Raw genomic sequence first — 17,010 nt, forward strand, 5'->3', positions numbered from 1 at the left:
CTCCAATAAGGTAGCGTATTGTATTTGTCATTAATTAATGGCGTGGAGAAAATGGAATTATTTCAGCGCCATCGTCTAAGTTATGTTCTCCTTCCAGCACCTCATGCATCTTAACAACCTGAAGACTCAGCTCCCTCGCTAAAACAATATTGATATGATATGGGTTTTTGCAGTGACTAATAACTCGATCAATATGACTTTGTTGGGCGCGTAGTCTCGGTATCATTTCTTCTGATGCGCCAGTGATCACTTGTTCGCATGCTTTACGCTTAAACGTCTCGAAACCTTGGGGATTGTTTTGAGCTAATTCGACCAGTTCGTCAAAAGATGGAAGTGTTTGATCATACTGAATTTGTGGCATTAACCCTCCTGTAATTGACGCTTACATTATTTTACATTCATATAAGTGTAGTCAATTTTAGCTAGTCCGAGGGGTAAAATTGCCTCTAATCATTGTCTAGTTCAGTGTGTCTCGAATATGATAAACACAGCGCCTTTCGCCTTTTATTATGTGTTCAGTGCGTTCTACTTTGCAGTTTTCACCAAGTAATTTTTGAAATACATTCAGTTCAGATAGGCACAAGCTAGGACAACTTTTTGCAGCTTTACAAATAGGGCAGTGATTTTCGATTAAGATAAATGCATTACCCACTTCGGTTAACTCTGCCATGTAGCCATCTTCAACACGAAGATTTTTAAGTTGTTGCAGTTTACCTTTAAGGTCAGTGAATTTTGATACTGACTCACTGTATTTCTCTAATGTTTGTTTTTCCCTCTCTAACGCGATTTTTTTTATACCATCCTCCCCAAATAATGTGCCGACGGCTTCGATGACTTGAACGGTAAGTTCTCCGTGACGGTCGGAAAACTGTGCATGTCCTCTAGATGTAAGCCGCCAATGGCGTGTAGGGCGTCCTACCTTTACCTTTAAATCATAAAACTCTAACAAGCCGTTTTCTTCCAACGTCTGCAGGTGTTGACGTGCTCCCATGCTCGTCATGTTAAGATCGTCTGCAAGGTTCTTTGCTGTCAAAGAACCTTCACTCTTGAGTTTCTGTAATATTCTATCCGTTGTTTTCACCGCAAGTACCTAAGATTATACTCGTAACTTATCATTACAGTTCTTATTATGAATTAAGTAATTAATAAAGCAAATCCTTAACTAATGAGCAAAATAAAAAGCGCAGCTATATTAGCTGCGCTTGACGATGTTTAAGTAGGAAAGTTAAAGAATTATATCTCTAATTTCAGGGTCTTTACGGTCTAAATAGTGGATAGACTTGATACGTCGAATGGTTCTACAACGACCTCTAATAAGTAAGGTTTCCGTAGTAGCTATGTTACCTTTGCGTGTAATCCCTTCGAGCAAATCGCCTTTAGTGATCCCCGTTGCTGAGAAAACAACATTGTCACTGCATGCCATATCTTCCATCTTTAAGATGATACGTGCTTCTACGCCCATCTCTTTACATCTAGCGAGTTCTTGATTTCCGTGGATGCGATTATCTTCGGTATCGCCTTTTACTTCATGTCTAGGAAGCAGACGGCCTTGCATGTCTCCGTCAAGGGCACGTATAACCGCGGCAGAAACAACACCTTCAGGTGCTCCACCGATACAATACATTACGTCAACTTCGCTATCTGGCATACAAGTGAGAATTGATGCAGCTACATCGCCATCTGGAACGGCAAATACGCGGACACCCATCTCTTGCATCTCTTTAATAACTTTGTCATGGCGTGGTTTTGCTAAGGTGGTTACTACAAGCTCATTCAGAGATTTGCCCATCGCTTGAGCGATATTCTCTAAGTTTTCTGTAAGTGGTTTATCTAAGTCGATGCAGCCTTTAGCTTGAGGCCCAACAACGAGTTTTTCCATGTACATATCCGGCGCTTTTAGAAAGCTGCCTTTTTCACCAGCGGCAAGCACCGCTAGAGCATTCGCTTGACCCATTGCGGTCATGCGAGTGCCTTCGATCGGGTCGACAGCAATATCTACAGCATCTCCGCCAATACCAACATGCTCTCCAATAAATAGCATTGGTGCGTCGTCGATCTCGCCTTCACCGATGACGATTTCACCATCGATTTCTGTTTTGTTGAGAAGCGTACGCATCACCTCAACAGCAGCTCCATCCGCGGCGTTTTTATCACCTCGTCCGAGCCAATGATAACCTGCCAGTGCTGCACCTTCTGTTACACGAGAAAATGCCATTGCTAAATCGCGTTTCATGCCTACTCCAAAATAGTAAAAAATCGGGAGAAAAAATTTGCGGGGATTCTATCATACAAAAGAGTAAACGTTTGCCTTTTTGGTTTTGTTTCATCCGCCAGTTTGTCATTTTCTGATAGAAAATAAAATTAGCTGTGCTGGATTCAATATGAAGCTGATTGGAGGCTTAATAAGTTAAAAAAATGAGTGCAGTTGTTTTAATTTTGAGCATATAACTCGAGAATCATGATATTAAACGTGTTTATATTGAAAAGCGTGAGTAGAATAAAGCCATTCGTGACTGAATTTTCTTTCAGTCAACTAGAACAAAAGTAAAGGTAGAATGTATGTCTTTAGAAGTGCTAGAGCAGTTAGAAGCAAAAATCCAAACCGCGGTTGATACTATCACCTTGTTGCAGATGGAATTAGAAGAAGTTAAGCAAAAAAACCAAAACTTGGAGCAAGCAACAACCTCATTAAAAGATAATTGTTCGGATCTAGAGCAACAGAATGAACAGATGCGTCAAGAGCATGAAGCTTGGCAGCAAAGAATACGTATTTTGCTCGGAAAGATGGAAGATGTAGAGTAACTTTTTAAAAGCTAAAAGGCAGCCACTAACACAGGGCTGCTTTTTAATGGATTAAATTGTTTAGCGAATGTCTTCTTCGGTTTCATCATCGATGTCTTCAAAGGTATCGTCTTCAAGAATTTCCAAATCTGCGTTTAATGGTTCTTGTGAGATAATGATGCCGGTGTTATCCGCATAAAGATAGTCTTCCGGTAAAAAGGTAACGCCACCAAAGTTCACTGGAACATCAATGTCACCAATTTGCTGACTTGCTGCACCAACAGGAATAGAAGCAAGGGCTTGTATGCCTATGCTCATGTCCTCTAACTCATCTACTTCTCGTACTGAGCCATAAACAACAATGCCTTCCCAATCATTCTCTTCAGCAAGCGCGGCAATTTCAGAATCAATTAACGCTCTGCGTAAAGACCCACCACCATCAATTAGGAGAATACGACCAGTACCATCTTCTTCTAGGATCGAGCGGATAATACCATTGTCCTCAAAGCATTTTACGGTAGTAAGTTGACCTGCAAATGAGGCACTTCCACCAAAATTGCTGAACATTGGTTCGACTACATCGACTTGGTCTGAGTAAATATCACAAAGAGCAGAGGTGTTGTATTCCATATGCGTTGTCTTCTATTGGCTACTGAAAAGACTATCGAGTATATCGACTCGATGAGTCAATGCAATGACAAGGCTCAATTATCTAACTATTGTTTGAGCTACAACTACCAGTGAAAACAAAATGTTAGTAATTGATGCGCATTTAACAATAACTGGCATCATTGGTGCAATAGAGACAGGAGAGCTTGACTCCAGTACTTCTTTGCCATGTTTTGCTAAGGTAATAGCGGATAAAAAGAAAGGAACAATAATCCAAATAGTCGTACTGTGGCTAAATAGATAATAGACATATGAGAGAAAAGCCAATCCAATTAATATGATGTGATAATACTTCGCGGGTTGCTCTCCAAGCCTTACTGCAACGGTTTTCTTACCACAGGCTCGGTCATTATCGATATCGCGCATATTATTAATATTGAGTACAGCAACGGCTAACAATCCACATCCAATGGCAGGAATGAAAATGTCAGCATGGATAAAGCCAGTATGAAGAAAGTAAGTTCCCCCAACACCTAATAAGCCAAAGAATACAAAAACAGACAGGTCACCTAGACCGACGTATCCATAGGGTTTATTGCCAACGGTATAAGCGATAGAGCTTAATATGGCGAGAAACCCTAAGCCTAAAAATGCCATGATATTAGTAAAGCTTTCAAGAGAATAAAAGATGAGAGCTAAGCCCGATAGGATCGTTAAGCCAATATTAAGCACAATAGCCCGCTTCATCTCTCTTTGCGTTACAGCTCCTGACTGCATTGCACGGGTTGGGCCTAAGCGCTCATCGTTGTCAGTGCCTTGTTGAGCATCGCCGTAATCATTGGCCAAATTAGATAAAATTTGTAGAAGTATCGCGGTAAGTAAAGCGAGTGCCATAACAGCAAAAGAAAAACTGCCATTTGAATAAGCTAAGCTGCTGCCCGTCGTAATTGTAACGAGAGCGAGTGGTAGAGTTTTTGGCCTTGCTGCATCTAGCCAGATTGCGAGTGACTGCTTCATTGACATTGTTTACCTTAATTTGATGGAAGCAGTATACCAATTGCACAAATAATAAAAAGCCCATCTAAAGGGGTAGATGGGCTTATCTAAAAACGTTCGTAATTATTGGAAGTTACAGAATGAATCTGCTTAGGTCTTCATCTTCGATAAATTCACCTAAACGTTGATTTACGTAGGCTGAGTCAATCACCATTTTAGATCCAGGCTTATCTGTAGCATCGAAAGATATTTCATCCATGAGCCTTTCCATTACAGTATGTAAACGACGAGCACCGATATTCTCTGTTGTTTCATTTACACGCCAAGCCGCTTCTGCTATCTGATTAATACCATCTTCAGAAAACTCAATGTTTACTTCTTCAGTTTTTAGCAAAGCAATATACTGTTCAGTCAAAGAAGCTTTAGGTTCTGTTAGTATTCTTTTGAAATCATCGCTAGAAAGGGCTTCTAGTTCAACACGAATAGGCAGACGACCTTGAAGTTCAGGAATTAAATCTGAAGGTTTCGATACTTGAAATGCACCAGATGTAATAAACAAAATATGGTCTGTTTTTACCATGCCGTGTTTGGTTGAAACCGTACTACCTTCAATTAAAGGAAGTAGATCTCGCTGTACGCCTTCACGAGAAACATCAGGACCAGAGCTTTCACCACGCTTACAGATTTTATCTATCTCATCGATGAATACGATGCCGTTATTCTCCGCGTTGTAGATAGCTTGTTCTTTTAACTCCTCATGGTTGACGAGTTTGGCTGCTTCTTCTTCAACTAAGGCCTTATAAGCATCTTTAATTTTCATTTTGCGGCTTTTCTTTGTATTGCCCGCTAGATTTTGAAACATACCTTGAAGTTGGTTGGTCATCTCTTCCATTCCTGGAGGAGCCATGATCTCTACGCCCATCTGAGGCGCGGCAACATCAATATCGATCTCTTTGTCGTCTAGTTTGCCTTCTCGCAGCTTTTTTCGGAATATTTGACGAGTATTTGATGAAGTATCTTCTTGTTTTTCATTTTCACCCCATGCATCACGTGCTGGAGGTAACAATGCGTCTAGAACGCGCTCTTCAGCTTGTTCTTCAGCTCGGTATTTTACTTTTTCTGTGGCTTGTTGATGGGTCATTTTTATTGAAACATCGGTGAGGTCGCGAATAATGGTTTCTACCTCTTTGCCAACGTAACCCACTTCTGTGAATTTGGTCGCTTCTACCTTAATGAAGGGAGCATTGGCAAGTTTCGCTAAGCGGCGTGCGATTTCTGTTTTACCAACACCTGTTGGACCAATCATTAAAATGTTTTTTGGCGTAACTTCTACTCGCAAGCTTTCTTCTAATTGCATTCTGCGCCAGCGATTACGTAGTGCTATAGCGACTGAACGTTTTGCTTTGTCTTGACCAATAATGTGGCGGTTTAATTCGTGAACGATTTCACGAGGTGTCATTTCGGACATGTAGTTATTCCTCAATTCTGAGCAGAAAATTATAGTTCTTCAATTGTGTGGTGATGATTAGTAAATACGCAAATATCACCAGCTATGTTCAGAGACTTCTCTGCTATCTCACGAGCATCTAATTCTGTATTTTCTAAAAGAGCAGTTGCAGCGGCTTGAGCAAAATTACCACCAGAACCAATAGCAATTAAATCGTTTTCTGGCTGCACAACATCTCCGTTACCTGTGATGATAAGCGAAGCAGTTTCATCGGCGACGGCGAGAATAGCCTCTAATTTTCGAAGTGCGCGGTCACTACGCCAATCTTTTGCGAGTTCTACCGCAGCTTTGGTTAGGTGACCTTGATGCATTTGCAGTTTACTTTCAAATCGTTCAAATAGGGTGAACGCATCAGCGGTACCTCCAGCAAAGCCAGCAAGCACTTTGTCGTTATATAAACGGCGAACTTTTTTAGCATTACCTTTCATTACGGTATTGCCTAAAGATACTTGTCCATCACCAGCAATAACAACTTTATTATTACGACGTACAGATACAATGGTAGTCACGAGAATAGCCTCTTTTCTTTTTACTAGTGAGATAGCGAATATATGAGGATAATCGTGAAGGATTTCAAGGATGAAAAAAGCGAGATAGTTAACTATCTCGCTTTTTGGTGGATTAAATTTTTATTTTGAATTATTTATTGCTCTTCTTTCCAAATCGCACAAGGTTCAATTTTAGCTCTTTGTAATGTGTGTTTGTCTTTTTCTGCATCGCGCTTAAGCTTATATGGCCCCAAAACAACCTTGTACCAGCTGCTGCCTTCTTTTTTACGAATCTTACTACTAATGCCTTGGAAGGCGATGTTCACTTTGCGACTTTCTGCTTGGCTTAAAGATTTAAAGGCACCACATTGCATAATGTATGGGACTGCAGATATAACTTGTTCCTTAGCTTCTATCTCGATCTCTTTATTGGGCAGAGACTTAACATAATCCCACTCTTCTTCAGGTAACTCTGGCAAGCTGGCTTTATTTTTCGTTGTTTGCGGTTTAGTCGTCGGTTTCACTTCTGGTGTGACCGGTGGCTCTGGGTCGTTATTTAGTATTGTTAAACCATAACCAAACCCTCCTAATAAAAGAACGGCGAGAAAACCCATTTTCCACGGTTTTTTTGAGGGAGCCTTTTTACGCTTAGTGTTTTTACGAGAGCCTTGGCCTCGTCTTACATAATCTCTATTGGCCATAACATATCAGCTAAATTTCGGTAGGGATATGGTAATCCAGAATGCATCAGGAAGACAATCTTAGTTTAAAAAGCGGTGCTATTGAGCACCGCTAAAAATGTAAATACCTAAAATTTAGTTTGGATAGTTAAGCTCTAGGTGGAGCGGCACTGTTTCGGATGACGAGTTTTGTTTCTAATAACCTTGAACCAGCTCGAACATCTCTACCTTTCAATAATTCCAACATCATTAACATCGCTTGACGGCCAATTTCATAACGAGGCTGTGAAACCGTCGTCAATGGTGGATCACAATATTGAGAGAATTGAATATCATCAAAGCCAACGACTGAAAGATCTTGAGGTACACGTAACCCGAGTTTTTTCGCTTCTTGAATCGCACCAATAGCCATTGTGTCGTTGTGGCAGAAAATAGCAGTAGGTGCATCTGGTAATGATAATAATTTTCTAAGTGCTTTAGCGCCACCTTCGAAGCTAAAGTTACTATAAGTGCAGTAAGTGGTATTTAGCGCAATACCAGCTCTACGCAATGCCTGTTGGTAACCTTGATGTCTGAATTGGCATAATGCGGCTTCTTCTGGGCCTGAAATCTGTGCAATCTTTTTATGACCCATTTGAGTTAGGTAATTAACGGCTTCAAAAGCTGATGTTAAATTATCAATATGAACGGTCGGCAGCTCTAACTCTGGCGCGTATTCACAAGCCATTACCAGAGGAGGAAGATTTTTTTGTTCTGGTTTGCTTACATCAAATGGTAAGTCAGTACCAAGCAGTAGCATTCCATCAGCTTGCTTAGTAAATACCAGGTTAACGAATGAGCTTTCTCTTTTTTCTGTTGGCCGCTATCACCTAGCAGAACTAAGTAGCCATGCTCCATTGCCGCATCTTCGATACCTCGAATAATCTCTGTAAAATAGGGGTCACAAATATCAGGAACAATGGTGACAATTGTTTTTGACTCATTCCGACGAAGATTTCGAGCTAGAGAATTTGGGGAGTATCCAGCTTCCAGTACAGCGTCTTCTACACGTTTTCTAGTCGATGCAGAAACTTTTTCTGGGTTCATTAAAGCACGTGAAACCGTAGCGGTTGAAACACCTGCAAGCTGGGCAACATCCTTCATTGTCGCCATAAATAATAACCTCTATATATCCAAAATGTAATAATTGTTATGTAACTGTATGTTTATGCTCTAAGTGTATTGCTTTAGAGAAATGTAATTTACGGGTAGAGTAACAAATTTTGCATATGTTGTGTGATGAATGTCTCGTTGGTGAATATAAACAAGTACAAATCATTCGCGTAACAAATGGTTAGCTCAGATCTTGAGGCTCAATATCTATAGACCAGCGTACTTTTTTGGCTAAAGGTAACAGTTGTATTGCGGATTTTGCACTGTGCAAAAGTTTTTGCATAGTGCTTCTATGTGGGGTTTGTAGTAGTAATTGCCATCGCGATTTACCTGCACGTTTTGCTAAAGGTGCAGGAGTTGGGCCCATAACCATAGAATAACCGTCAAACATAGGATTTGATTCGAGAGTGTGTCTAACCTGTCTTAAAAAGTCTTCTACTAGACTACTATTGTTGGCTTCGGCTCTAAATAATGTCAGGTAGGTAAAGGGCGGAAGCATTGCTAATTTTCTTTCTCTAAGCGCAGTGTGAGCAAAGTGATGATAATCTTTGTAGAGAAGAGCTTGCAGCAAAGGGTGTTCAGGGTGGTGAGTTTGTAATAGAACTTCACCGGGTTTACTTGCTCGGCCTGCTCGACCCGCGACTTGGATAAAGAGTTGAGCTAAACGTTCTGAAGCTCGAAAATCACTACTGAATAAAGATCCATCCACATCGAGTAGCCCTACTAAGGTTACGTCAGGGAAATGATGTCCTTTGGCAAGCATTTGCGTACCAATGAGTATTTGAACTTTGTTATTTCGAATGGTTTCTAATGCAGCCTCTAGTGAACCTTTCCTTCTTGTGCTATCACGATCAATACGTAGCGTTTTATATTCAGGAAATAGCGACTGTAGTTGCTGCTCCAACTGTTCGGTGCCTACCCCAACCGTGACTAGTTGAGTTGAGCCACATCCATGACACTGGTGTACAACAGGACGTTGAGAACCACAGTGATGACATCGCATTTCATTACTATTTTGATGGTACGTATAGTACGCATCGCATCGCTTACAATCTGCGGTCCAGCCGCATTCATGGCACATCAACGCGGGGAAAACCCTCTTCGATTTAGAAACAACATCACTTGATTTCCAGAATCTAAGTGTTTTCTCATTTCAGCGATTAAAGGGGCTGATAAACCCCCTCCAAATAAAGCCCTTTGATATCTAAAACTTTATGTGTAGCAGGGACCGCATTACCAGCTCGCTCGCTTAATATGAGGTGATGATATTTACCTGAGATAGCATTCTGTAAACTTTCGAAACAAGGCGTGGCTGACCCTAAAACAATTGGGATGTTTTCTTTGTGGGCCCTCATAATGGCTACATCTCGTGCGTGATATCTTAAGCTGTCTTGTTGTTTATAAGAGGTGTCATGCTCTTCATCAACAATAATAATGCCGAGATCCCTAAATGGAGTAAGCAATGCGGATCGGGTTCCAATCACAATACCAGCCTGTTGTTGTCGCGCGGAAAGCCAAGCATTGAGCCTTTCCGTTTCGTTCAGTCCTGAATGAATGACTTCAACAGGAACATTGAATCGTCTTTTGAACCGATTGATAGTCTGGGGCGTTAACCCTATTTCGGGAACAAGAACTAAAGCTTGTCGGCCCGAGTCCAAAATAGGTTTGATTAGATTTAGGTAAACCTCTGTTTTACCGGAACCGGTCACACCTTCTAAAAGGTAACAACCAAAGCGTCGGTTACTGTTGACAGTTGCGATTGCGACGGCTTGTTCTTCATTTAGCTTTGGTTTGTCCTCTGAGTTTTCAATCTGTTCTGGCCAAAGTGTTGCTTTAGGTTTTGTTTCAGTAGAGGAAATCCATCCTTTTTCATTTAGCGTTTTTAATACGGAGCTGGAGATTTCTTCATCTATCATTTGTTGATGGGGTATTGATCCGTTTTCAAGTAAATGCATTACTTTGGCTTGCTTCACTGCCCGACCAAAGCCACTCATTAATTGATTTTTACCTGCTTCTGTTATCTGCCATTCAATCAGCGAAGCAAATTCAGCTGACTTTCCTTTTCTTAACGCTGTTGGGAGCGCATTGCTGAGGGTTTCACCTAGAGGGTATTGGTAGAATTGACTGCACCAATTGAGCAGTGTGTAAAGGTTATCTGGCCAAATGGGTTCTACATCTAATACTTGTTTGATGCTTTTTAACTGATCGATTGGAAAGTCCGACTGATGAACCATTGCGGTAACGATACCAACAAGGGTTTGCCGGCCAAATGAGACAGAAACACGACCGCCAACGACTGGAAATTGATGAGCTTGAATTAGGTAATCAAACTTTTTGTCTAGTGGCACTGGCAAGGCAATTTGAGCTATGGATGGTCGCATTATTGATGGTTAATCAGCTAAGTGAAACGAAGGGTTAGTGTAGTTGATACGCTGCTTAATTACGAGAAATGCTGATTTTCTGGGTCATAAAGTAGTGAACTATCTAAAAAGCCTATTGGTGGGGTGTGGTACCGAAGAAGTGAACTAGGTGAAAAAAGGAGAAATTGTAGAAAAAAGATTCAAATTAGTTGATCCCAGTGCGTTGTTTCATTACTATACTGCGCCTTGACGGTATATCTATTTATACCATGTTATGTAAATACGTGTGGTGTCCGGCTTAGAATCGGATGGCGACACGGCCTATAATGAGGTTTTCCCATGAAAACAGGTATCCACCCTGAATATAAAGCAGTTAAAGCAACTTGTTCTTGCGGCAACTCTTTCGAGTTTAACTCGACTCTAGCAAAAGAATCTATCCACCTAGACGTATGTGACAAATGTCACCCGTTCTACACTGGTAAGCAACGTATCGTTGATACTGGCGGCCGTGTTGATCGCTTCAACAAACGTTTCGGTGCACTATCTAGCAAATAATTGCTATGTTGTAATTCCGAATTTAAAAGGACGCTTAGGCGTCCTTTTTTGATCGTATATCTAATAACAAAACTTTATGACGTTAATCCGTTTCGGTATAGGAAGTTTTGTTTCTATCATTTACTATCTACCCGAATACAGACGAGTACTTTTTAAAATCACCCCTGCCTAATAGAAACTGGAACTAAATCTTATGTCCGAAGACAACCAACAAGATGACTTTCGTCAACAAGCACTTCATTATCATGCTTACCCTACTCCGGGTAAAATTGCAGTAGCACTGACTAAACCAGCGGATTCAGCTGAAGATCTAGCCTTAGCATACAGCCCAGGTGTTGCTGAGCCGGTGAGAGAGATCGCACAGAATATTGATAATGTGTATAAATATACGGCAAAAGGTAACACGGTTGCTGTGATTTCTAACGGTACTGCTATCTTGGGTTTGGGCAATTTAGGTCCTATGGCATCAAAACCAGTAATGGAAGGTAAAGCATTACTCTTTAAACGTTTTGCTGGTTTAGATTCTATTGATATCGAAGTGAAACATCGCACTATTGAAGAGTTTGTTAATACCGTTTCCGCTATTGCCGATACTTTTGGTGGGATCAACCTAGAAGATATTAAAGCCCCCGATTGTTTTGAGATAGAGCGTCAGTTGATCGAACGCTGCGATGTGCCGGTATTCCACGATGATCAACATGGTACGGCTATCGTCACTGCGGCAGGCATGCTAAATGCTATTGAACTCCAAGGTAAAACACTTGCCGATTCAACGATTGTTTGTCTTGGTGCTGGTGCCGCAGCTACAGCGTGCATGGAGCTATTGATTAAGTGTGGCGCGCAGCGAGAAAAAATCTATATGTTGGATCGTAAAGGTGTGATCCATACTCGCCGAGAAGATCTCAATGAATATAAGAAAATGTTTGCGAATAATACAGATAAACGTACGTTGGAAGATGTTATTGAAGGTGCAGACTTGTTCTTAGGTGTTTCTGGCCCGGATCTATTACCTGCGGAAGCACTCAAACTTATGGCCGATAAGCCAGTGGTATTTGCATGTTCGAATCCAGATCCTGAAATAAAACCAGAAATAGCGCATCAAGTAAGAGATGATCTCATTATGGGTACTGGTCGTTCTGATTACCCAAACCAAGTAAATAATGTTATCTGTTTTCCATTTATTTTCCGTGGCGCTCTAGATGTGCGTGCAAGTGAAATAAATACAGAAATGAAACTGGCTGCGGTTGAAGCGATACGTCAACTTGCTAAAGAGCCTGTTCCTGAAGAAGTATTGAAGGCGGCAGGGGTAAGTAAGTTAGAGTTTAGCAATGAGTATATTATTCCTAAACCGATGGATCCTCGTTTACTACCTCGCGTGGCGAAAGCGGTTGCGATAGCAGCGGTAGAATCTGGCGTTGCAAGAATTGAGCTACCAAAAAATTATATGAGTTAATATCGGTTCAATATAGATGTCGTTATCACCACTTTTGTGGAGGTAACGACATCGGTTTCGTCAGGATAATAGGTATAGATAACCTTAATCGAGCAGCATTACACGAAAGTGTTATTTAGAACGACTTTTTTCAAGCTTATTATTTACTCTTCATCAAACGCTTCAAATTCAATTCCCATTTCTGTCATTAATTTTTTAACTTCAGTTGGAATATCATCAGGGCGATCTTTTCTCAAATCTTCATCTGTTGGTAATGGCTGACCTGTATATGCGTGTAGAAATGCTTCGCAAAGTAACTCGCTATTCGTTGCATGTCGTAAATTATTAATTTGACGGCGGGTACGCTCATCAGTCAAAATTTTCAAAACTTTCAGAGGGATAGAAACGGTGATCTTCTTAACTTGTTCACTCTTTTTTCCGTGCTCTGCGTATGGACTTATGTATTCGCCATTCCAATCAGCCATTGCTCACCTTTTGTCAAAATAGTCATAAAATAATTATGGAATAGAATTCTAGCGGGATTTACCGCCATAAGCAAAGACATATAGACGTCTAGAGGTATTGACGTCTCAAAAAACTAGCAGTAAAGTGTCTTGATATTGATTCTAATGTCCGGGATTCAGTTATAGTTAGCCCATAAAGAAAATAAAAACGGATTTTATCGAAAGGAAAGCCAGCTCATGACACAAAAGAAACCTGCCACTATCGCCGTTCGAACGGGTATTGAAACTGACTCTCAGTTTCATGCCGTTGTGCCTCCAATTTACTTATCGACTAATTATAGTTTTCCTAGTTTTGGTGATGTGCCGAAATATGACTACACGCGATCAGGCAACCCAAATCGAGGCATGTTAGAGCTCGCACTTTCTGAACTGGAATCAGGAAGTGGTGCAGTTGTGACAAACTGTGGTACATCAGCATTAAATTTATGGGTTTCTGCTTTTATTGGCCCCAATGATCTTATTGTGGCACCTAATGACTGTTATGGGGGCACTTATCGGCTATTTAATACGAGGGCACAAAAAGGCGACTTTAATGTTCTCTTTATCGATCAGTCAGACCAACAAGCACTTGAGTCCGCTCTGGCTAAAAAACCTAAATTGGTTCTTCTAGAAACGCCGTCAAACCCACTTGTAAGGGTTGTTGATATAGAAGAGACGTGCAAGAAAGCACATGCTGTTGATGCGTTGGTTGCAGTCGACAATACCTTTATGACACCTATATACCAAAAGCCTATAGAACTGGGTGCTGATTTTGTGATTCACTCAACGACCAAATATATAAACGGCCATTCGGACGTCATTGGTGGTGTAATAGTAACCAAGACTAAAGAGCATGCAGAAGAGCTTGCATGGTGGGGGAATTGTATTGGAGCAACAGGAACGCCTTTCGATAGCTATATGACATTGCGTGGGATAAGAACGCTAGGGGCTCGTATGAGAATACATGAAGAAAGCTCCCAAGCTATTTTAGCTTTCCTATCTAAACAGGAACTTGTCGGAACTATATATCATCCAAGCCTTCCTGAGCATCCGGGCCATGAGGTTGCTAAGAAGCAACAATCTGGTTTTGGCTCAATGTTAAGTTTTGAATTTAATGGTTCAATGGAAAAACTAAAAGAGTTTGTTGGCGCACTTACTCTCTTTTCTCTAGCAGAATCGCTTGGTGGTGTAGAAAGTTTGATATGCCATCCAGCGTCAATGACTCATAGAGCAATGGGTGAAGAAGCACTTAAAGAGGCTGGCATCGCTCAGTCTTTACTGAGATTATCGGTTGGACTGGAAGACAGTGAAGATCTAATTGAAGATCTAACAAACGCATTTAACAAAGTTCAGGAGACAGTCTAAATGACAGTTACGCGTCAACTTCACAAGTTTGGTGGAAGCAGCTTAGCTGATGCAGAGTGTTATAAACGTGTAGTTAATATTCTTGCTGAGTACTCTCAAAGTGAAGATTTAATTGTTGTGTCTGCCGCTGGGGATACGACCAACCAACTTATAAATTGGTTAAGTGCGTTAAAAAAAGATGGACGAACAGCGCATGAGTTACTTATGTCGTTACGTCATTTTCATTCGACTTTGATAGAGCAGCTATTAGAATCTCCAAATGAATTATTGGATCGTCTTCATACGGAATTTTCTGCTTTGGGTGATTTACAAATTCCATTGACTCTGGAGCAAGAAGCTCAGGTTCTCGGACATGGAGAAATATGGTCATCGAGGTTGCTTTCTGCACTTCTATCTCAAGCAGAAATGCCTGCAGTGGCAATAGATTCACGAGATTTTTTAAGGGCTGATATTGGCACGCAGCCAGAGGTAGACCGTTCAAATTCTTGGCCGCTATTAAAAGAAGTATTAGCGCAGCATTCTCAGCATCGACTTGTTGTTACAGGTTTTATGGCTAAAAATCGTCAAGGTGACACGGTTTTACTTGGTCGAAACGGATCAGATTATTCCGCTACGGTGATTGGTGCGTTAGCGGAAACGAGCCGAGTGACTATTTGGAGTGATGTATGTGGTGTATATAGTGCCGATCCTCGCAAGGTTAATGACGCGTGCTTACTTCCCCTTCTCCGACTTGATGAAGCGAGCGAATTAGCTCGATTGGCTGCACCTGTTTTACATAGTAGAACTTTGCAACCGGTCGCACAGAGTACAATGGATTTAGAGCTTAGATGTAGCTATCAACCTGAAGCCGGGTCCACTCGAATAGAGAGAGTATTGGCCTCTGGTAGAGGAGCCAAGATAGTTACCTCGTTAGATGAAGTGTTGCTTATTGAATTGTTGTTTAGTCATGCTCATGAGTTTGAAAGAGCCAAAGACGAAGTTTTACAAAGCTTGCAACGAGCGCAACTCCAACCGCTAGCCTATGAAGTTCAAGCGGATCAAGGTGAATTGCTTCTTGCTTATACCGCTGAAGTTGCTTCTGGTGCTCTTGGTTATTTACATGATGCTGCAATTGAAGCTGATATCCGTCTAAAAGAGGGTTACTCGATGGTTGCTGCTGTTGGTGCAGGAGTGACAAAAAACCCAATTCATAGCCACGGTTTTTATCAACAGCTTAAAAATGCCCCCGTTGAGTTTATGTGTGATGCAGAATCAGGCTTGAGCTTAGCCGCTGTTTTACGAACGTCAGATACCTCAGTTCTTGTACAGGGTATCCATACTCAGCTCTTTCAGGCGCAAAAACGCGTTGGGTTGGTATTGTGTGGTAAAGGAAATATTGGATCAAGTTGGCTAGAACTATTTTCTAAACAGCAAACTGAATTAGAGAAGCGTCGAGGTATGAGTTTTGATTTGATTGGCATTGTTGGCAGTCAAACCTACTGGATGGACTTTAATGGTATCGACTCAGCAAGTGTTGTTAATCGTTATGATGATGAAGCTATCGACAGTAATGGTGATGATTGGTTAGAGCAACTTAGTCATCAACAAGAATACGATGAAGTCATTGTGTTAGACGTGACTGCAAGCGAAGCGGTTTCGATGAAGTATCCTGATATTGCTGAAAAGGGTTTCCATCTTATTTCAGCAAATAAAGTGGCTGGTTCAGCTTCTAGCGACTTTTATCACAAAGTACAGGATGCTTTTACAAAAACTGGTCGGCATTGGTTCTATAACGCAACGGTTGGAGCCGGTTTACCTATTAACCATACCGTTCGCGATTTACGAGAAAGCGGTGATGAGATAACAGCACTTTCTGGGATTTTTTCTGGTACGTTATCTTGGCTTTTTCAGCAATTTGACGGTTCTGTCCCATTCAGTGAGCTTGTAGAGTTAGCTTGGCAACAAGGGTTAACTGAACCTGATCCTCGTTGTGACTTAGATGGTTCCGATGTAATGAGGAAATTGGTGATTCTTGCTAGAGAGTCAGGTTTAAAGATTGAACCTGAAAGTGTGAAAGTCGAATCTCTTATCCCCGAACAATTGAAAGATTTGTCTATTGACCAGTTTTTCGATCAAGGTCAACTGTTAAGTGAGCAGCTCGCGGAGCGGTTGGAGAAAGCGCAACGTGAAGATAAGGTTTTGCGTTATGTTGCCCGGTTACAAAGAGGTGGTAAGGCAACCGTTGGAATAGAAGAGCTAAATAGAGAACACGCATTGGCAAACTTACTTCCATGTGACAATATTTTTGCTATAGAAAGTGCATGGTATAAAGATAATCCTTTAGTTATTCGAGGCCCTGGTGCCGGCAGAGAAGTCACCGCAGGCGCGTTGCAATCAGATATTAATCGTATATCTAATTTGCTTTAGTTTTCATATTAAAATTAATCCCCATGCAAATGGGGATTTTTCTTATTTTAGTTAGGTCTTGAACAATTCTCACCAGTTACATGAAAAAAGTTCATGATCATCGTGTTGACATTGATCTCATTTCATTACATTCTACAGACATATAGACGTCTAAACGTCAAAATAATAAAACAACA

Annotated in this window: 14 protein-coding genes and 2 pseudogenes; 5 read left to right on the top strand and 11 right to left on the bottom strand. The window is 41.1% G+C overall.

Annotated elements, in window-relative coordinates:
• Positions 1-34: 34 nt before the first annotated feature.
• From PGX00_RS03230 to glpX, 3 genes are all read right to left on the bottom strand, one after another.
• Positions 35-361 carry a DUF3135 domain-containing protein gene (locus tag PGX00_RS03230; protein ID WP_272132730.1) on the bottom strand — a complete coding sequence of 109 codons (327 nt, stop codon included), beginning with the start codon at positions 359-361 and terminating at the stop codon, positions 35-37.
• A gap of 96 nt (positions 362-457) precedes the next feature.
• The gene (locus PGX00_RS03235) at positions 458-1,081 is read right to left on the bottom strand and encodes a helix-turn-helix transcriptional regulator (protein ID WP_272132732.1); all 624 of its coding nucleotides are present in this window, start codon (positions 1,079-1,081) and stop codon (positions 458-460) included.
• Positions 1,082-1,225: 144 nt separating this feature from the next.
• Positions 1,226-2,233, bottom strand: coding sequence for a class II fructose-bisphosphatase (glpX, locus tag PGX00_RS03240; RefSeq protein ID WP_272132733.1), 1,008 nt, complete (start codon positions 2,231-2,233; stop codon positions 1,226-1,228).
• 326 nt (positions 2,234-2,559) lie between these two features.
• On the opposite strand from glpX, the gene zapB reads away from it, so the two are divergent.
• Complete coding sequence (zapB, locus tag PGX00_RS03245; protein ID WP_272132735.1) at positions 2,560-2,802, top strand: cell division protein ZapB; 243 nt, start codon at positions 2,560-2,562, stop codon at positions 2,800-2,802.
• 60 nt (positions 2,803-2,862) lie between these two features.
• Here the strand turns inward: zapB and rraA are convergent, their stop codons facing one another.
• From rraA to priA, 7 genes and pseudogenes are all read right to left on the bottom strand, one after another.
• The gene (gene rraA, locus PGX00_RS03250) at positions 2,863-3,411 is read right to left on the bottom strand and encodes a ribonuclease E activity regulator RraA (RefSeq protein ID WP_272132737.1); all 549 of its coding nucleotides are present in this window, start codon (positions 3,409-3,411) and stop codon (positions 2,863-2,865) included.
• A 78-nt stretch (positions 3,412-3,489) separates the two neighbouring features.
• A complete protein-coding gene (locus PGX00_RS03255) occupies positions 3,490-4,407 on the bottom strand; it encodes a 1,4-dihydroxy-2-naphthoate polyprenyltransferase (RefSeq protein ID WP_272132739.1) in 918 nt (305 codons plus the stop codon).
• Between the two features lie 112 nt (positions 4,408-4,519).
• The gene (gene hslU, locus PGX00_RS03260) at positions 4,520-5,854 is read right to left on the bottom strand and encodes an HslU--HslV peptidase ATPase subunit (protein WP_272132741.1); all 1,335 of its coding nucleotides are present in this window, start codon (positions 5,852-5,854) and stop codon (positions 4,520-4,522) included.
• 29 nt (positions 5,855-5,883) lie between these two features.
• Positions 5,884-6,402: an ATP-dependent protease subunit HslV gene (gene hslV, locus PGX00_RS03265; RefSeq protein WP_272132742.1), complete on the bottom strand. Its 519-nt coding sequence runs from the start codon at positions 6,400-6,402 to the stop codon at positions 5,884-5,886.
• A 134-nt stretch (positions 6,403-6,536) separates the two neighbouring features.
• Positions 6,537-7,082: an SPOR domain-containing protein gene (locus PGX00_RS03270; RefSeq protein ID WP_272132743.1), complete on the bottom strand. Its 546-nt coding sequence runs from the start codon at positions 7,080-7,082 to the stop codon at positions 6,537-6,539.
• Positions 7,083-7,209: 127 nt separating this feature from the next.
• A pseudogene (gene cytR, locus PGX00_RS03275) lies at positions 7,210-8,213 on the bottom strand (DNA-binding transcriptional regulator CytR).
• A 181-nt stretch (positions 8,214-8,394) separates the two neighbouring features.
• Positions 8,395-10,594 (bottom strand): annotated as a pseudogene (gene priA, locus PGX00_RS03280) (primosomal protein N').
• A 318-nt stretch (positions 10,595-10,912) separates the two neighbouring features.
• Here priA and rpmE point away from each other — a divergent pair.
• Both rpmE and PGX00_RS03290 read left to right on the top strand, forming a co-directional pair.
• Positions 10,913-11,128 carry a 50S ribosomal protein L31 gene (rpmE, locus tag PGX00_RS03285; RefSeq protein WP_272132745.1) on the top strand — a complete coding sequence of 72 codons (216 nt, stop codon included), beginning with the start codon at positions 10,913-10,915 and terminating at the stop codon, positions 11,126-11,128.
• A 193-nt stretch (positions 11,129-11,321) separates the two neighbouring features.
• A complete protein-coding gene (locus tag PGX00_RS03290; RefSeq protein WP_272132747.1) occupies positions 11,322-12,581 on the top strand; it encodes a malic enzyme-like NAD(P)-binding protein in 1,260 nt (419 codons plus the stop codon).
• A 143-nt stretch (positions 12,582-12,724) separates the two neighbouring features.
• On the opposite strand, the gene metJ is transcribed toward PGX00_RS03290, so the two are convergent.
• Entirely contained in the window at positions 12,725-13,045 is a 321-nt protein-coding gene (gene metJ, locus PGX00_RS03295; RefSeq protein ID WP_195704547.1) for a met regulon transcriptional regulator MetJ, read from the bottom strand.
• Between the two features lie 216 nt (positions 13,046-13,261).
• Between metJ and PGX00_RS03300 the strand changes: the two genes are divergently transcribed.
• The gene (locus PGX00_RS03300; RefSeq protein WP_272132751.1) at positions 13,262-14,428 is read left to right on the top strand and encodes an O-succinylhomoserine (thiol)-lyase; all 1,167 of its coding nucleotides are present in this window, start codon (positions 13,262-13,264) and stop codon (positions 14,426-14,428) included.
• Positions 14,429-16,834 (top strand): bifunctional aspartate kinase/homoserine dehydrogenase II, encoded by a 2,406-nt coding sequence (locus tag PGX00_RS03305; RefSeq protein WP_272132753.1) that lies wholly within the window; start codon positions 14,429-14,431, stop codon positions 16,832-16,834.
• Positions 16,835-17,010: the final 176 nt, after the last annotated feature.

Origin of the sequence: Vibrio algarum (assembly GCF_028204155.1) — a bacterium.
GTDB lineage: Bacteria > Pseudomonadota > Gammaproteobacteria > Enterobacterales > Vibrionaceae > Vibrio > Vibrio algarum.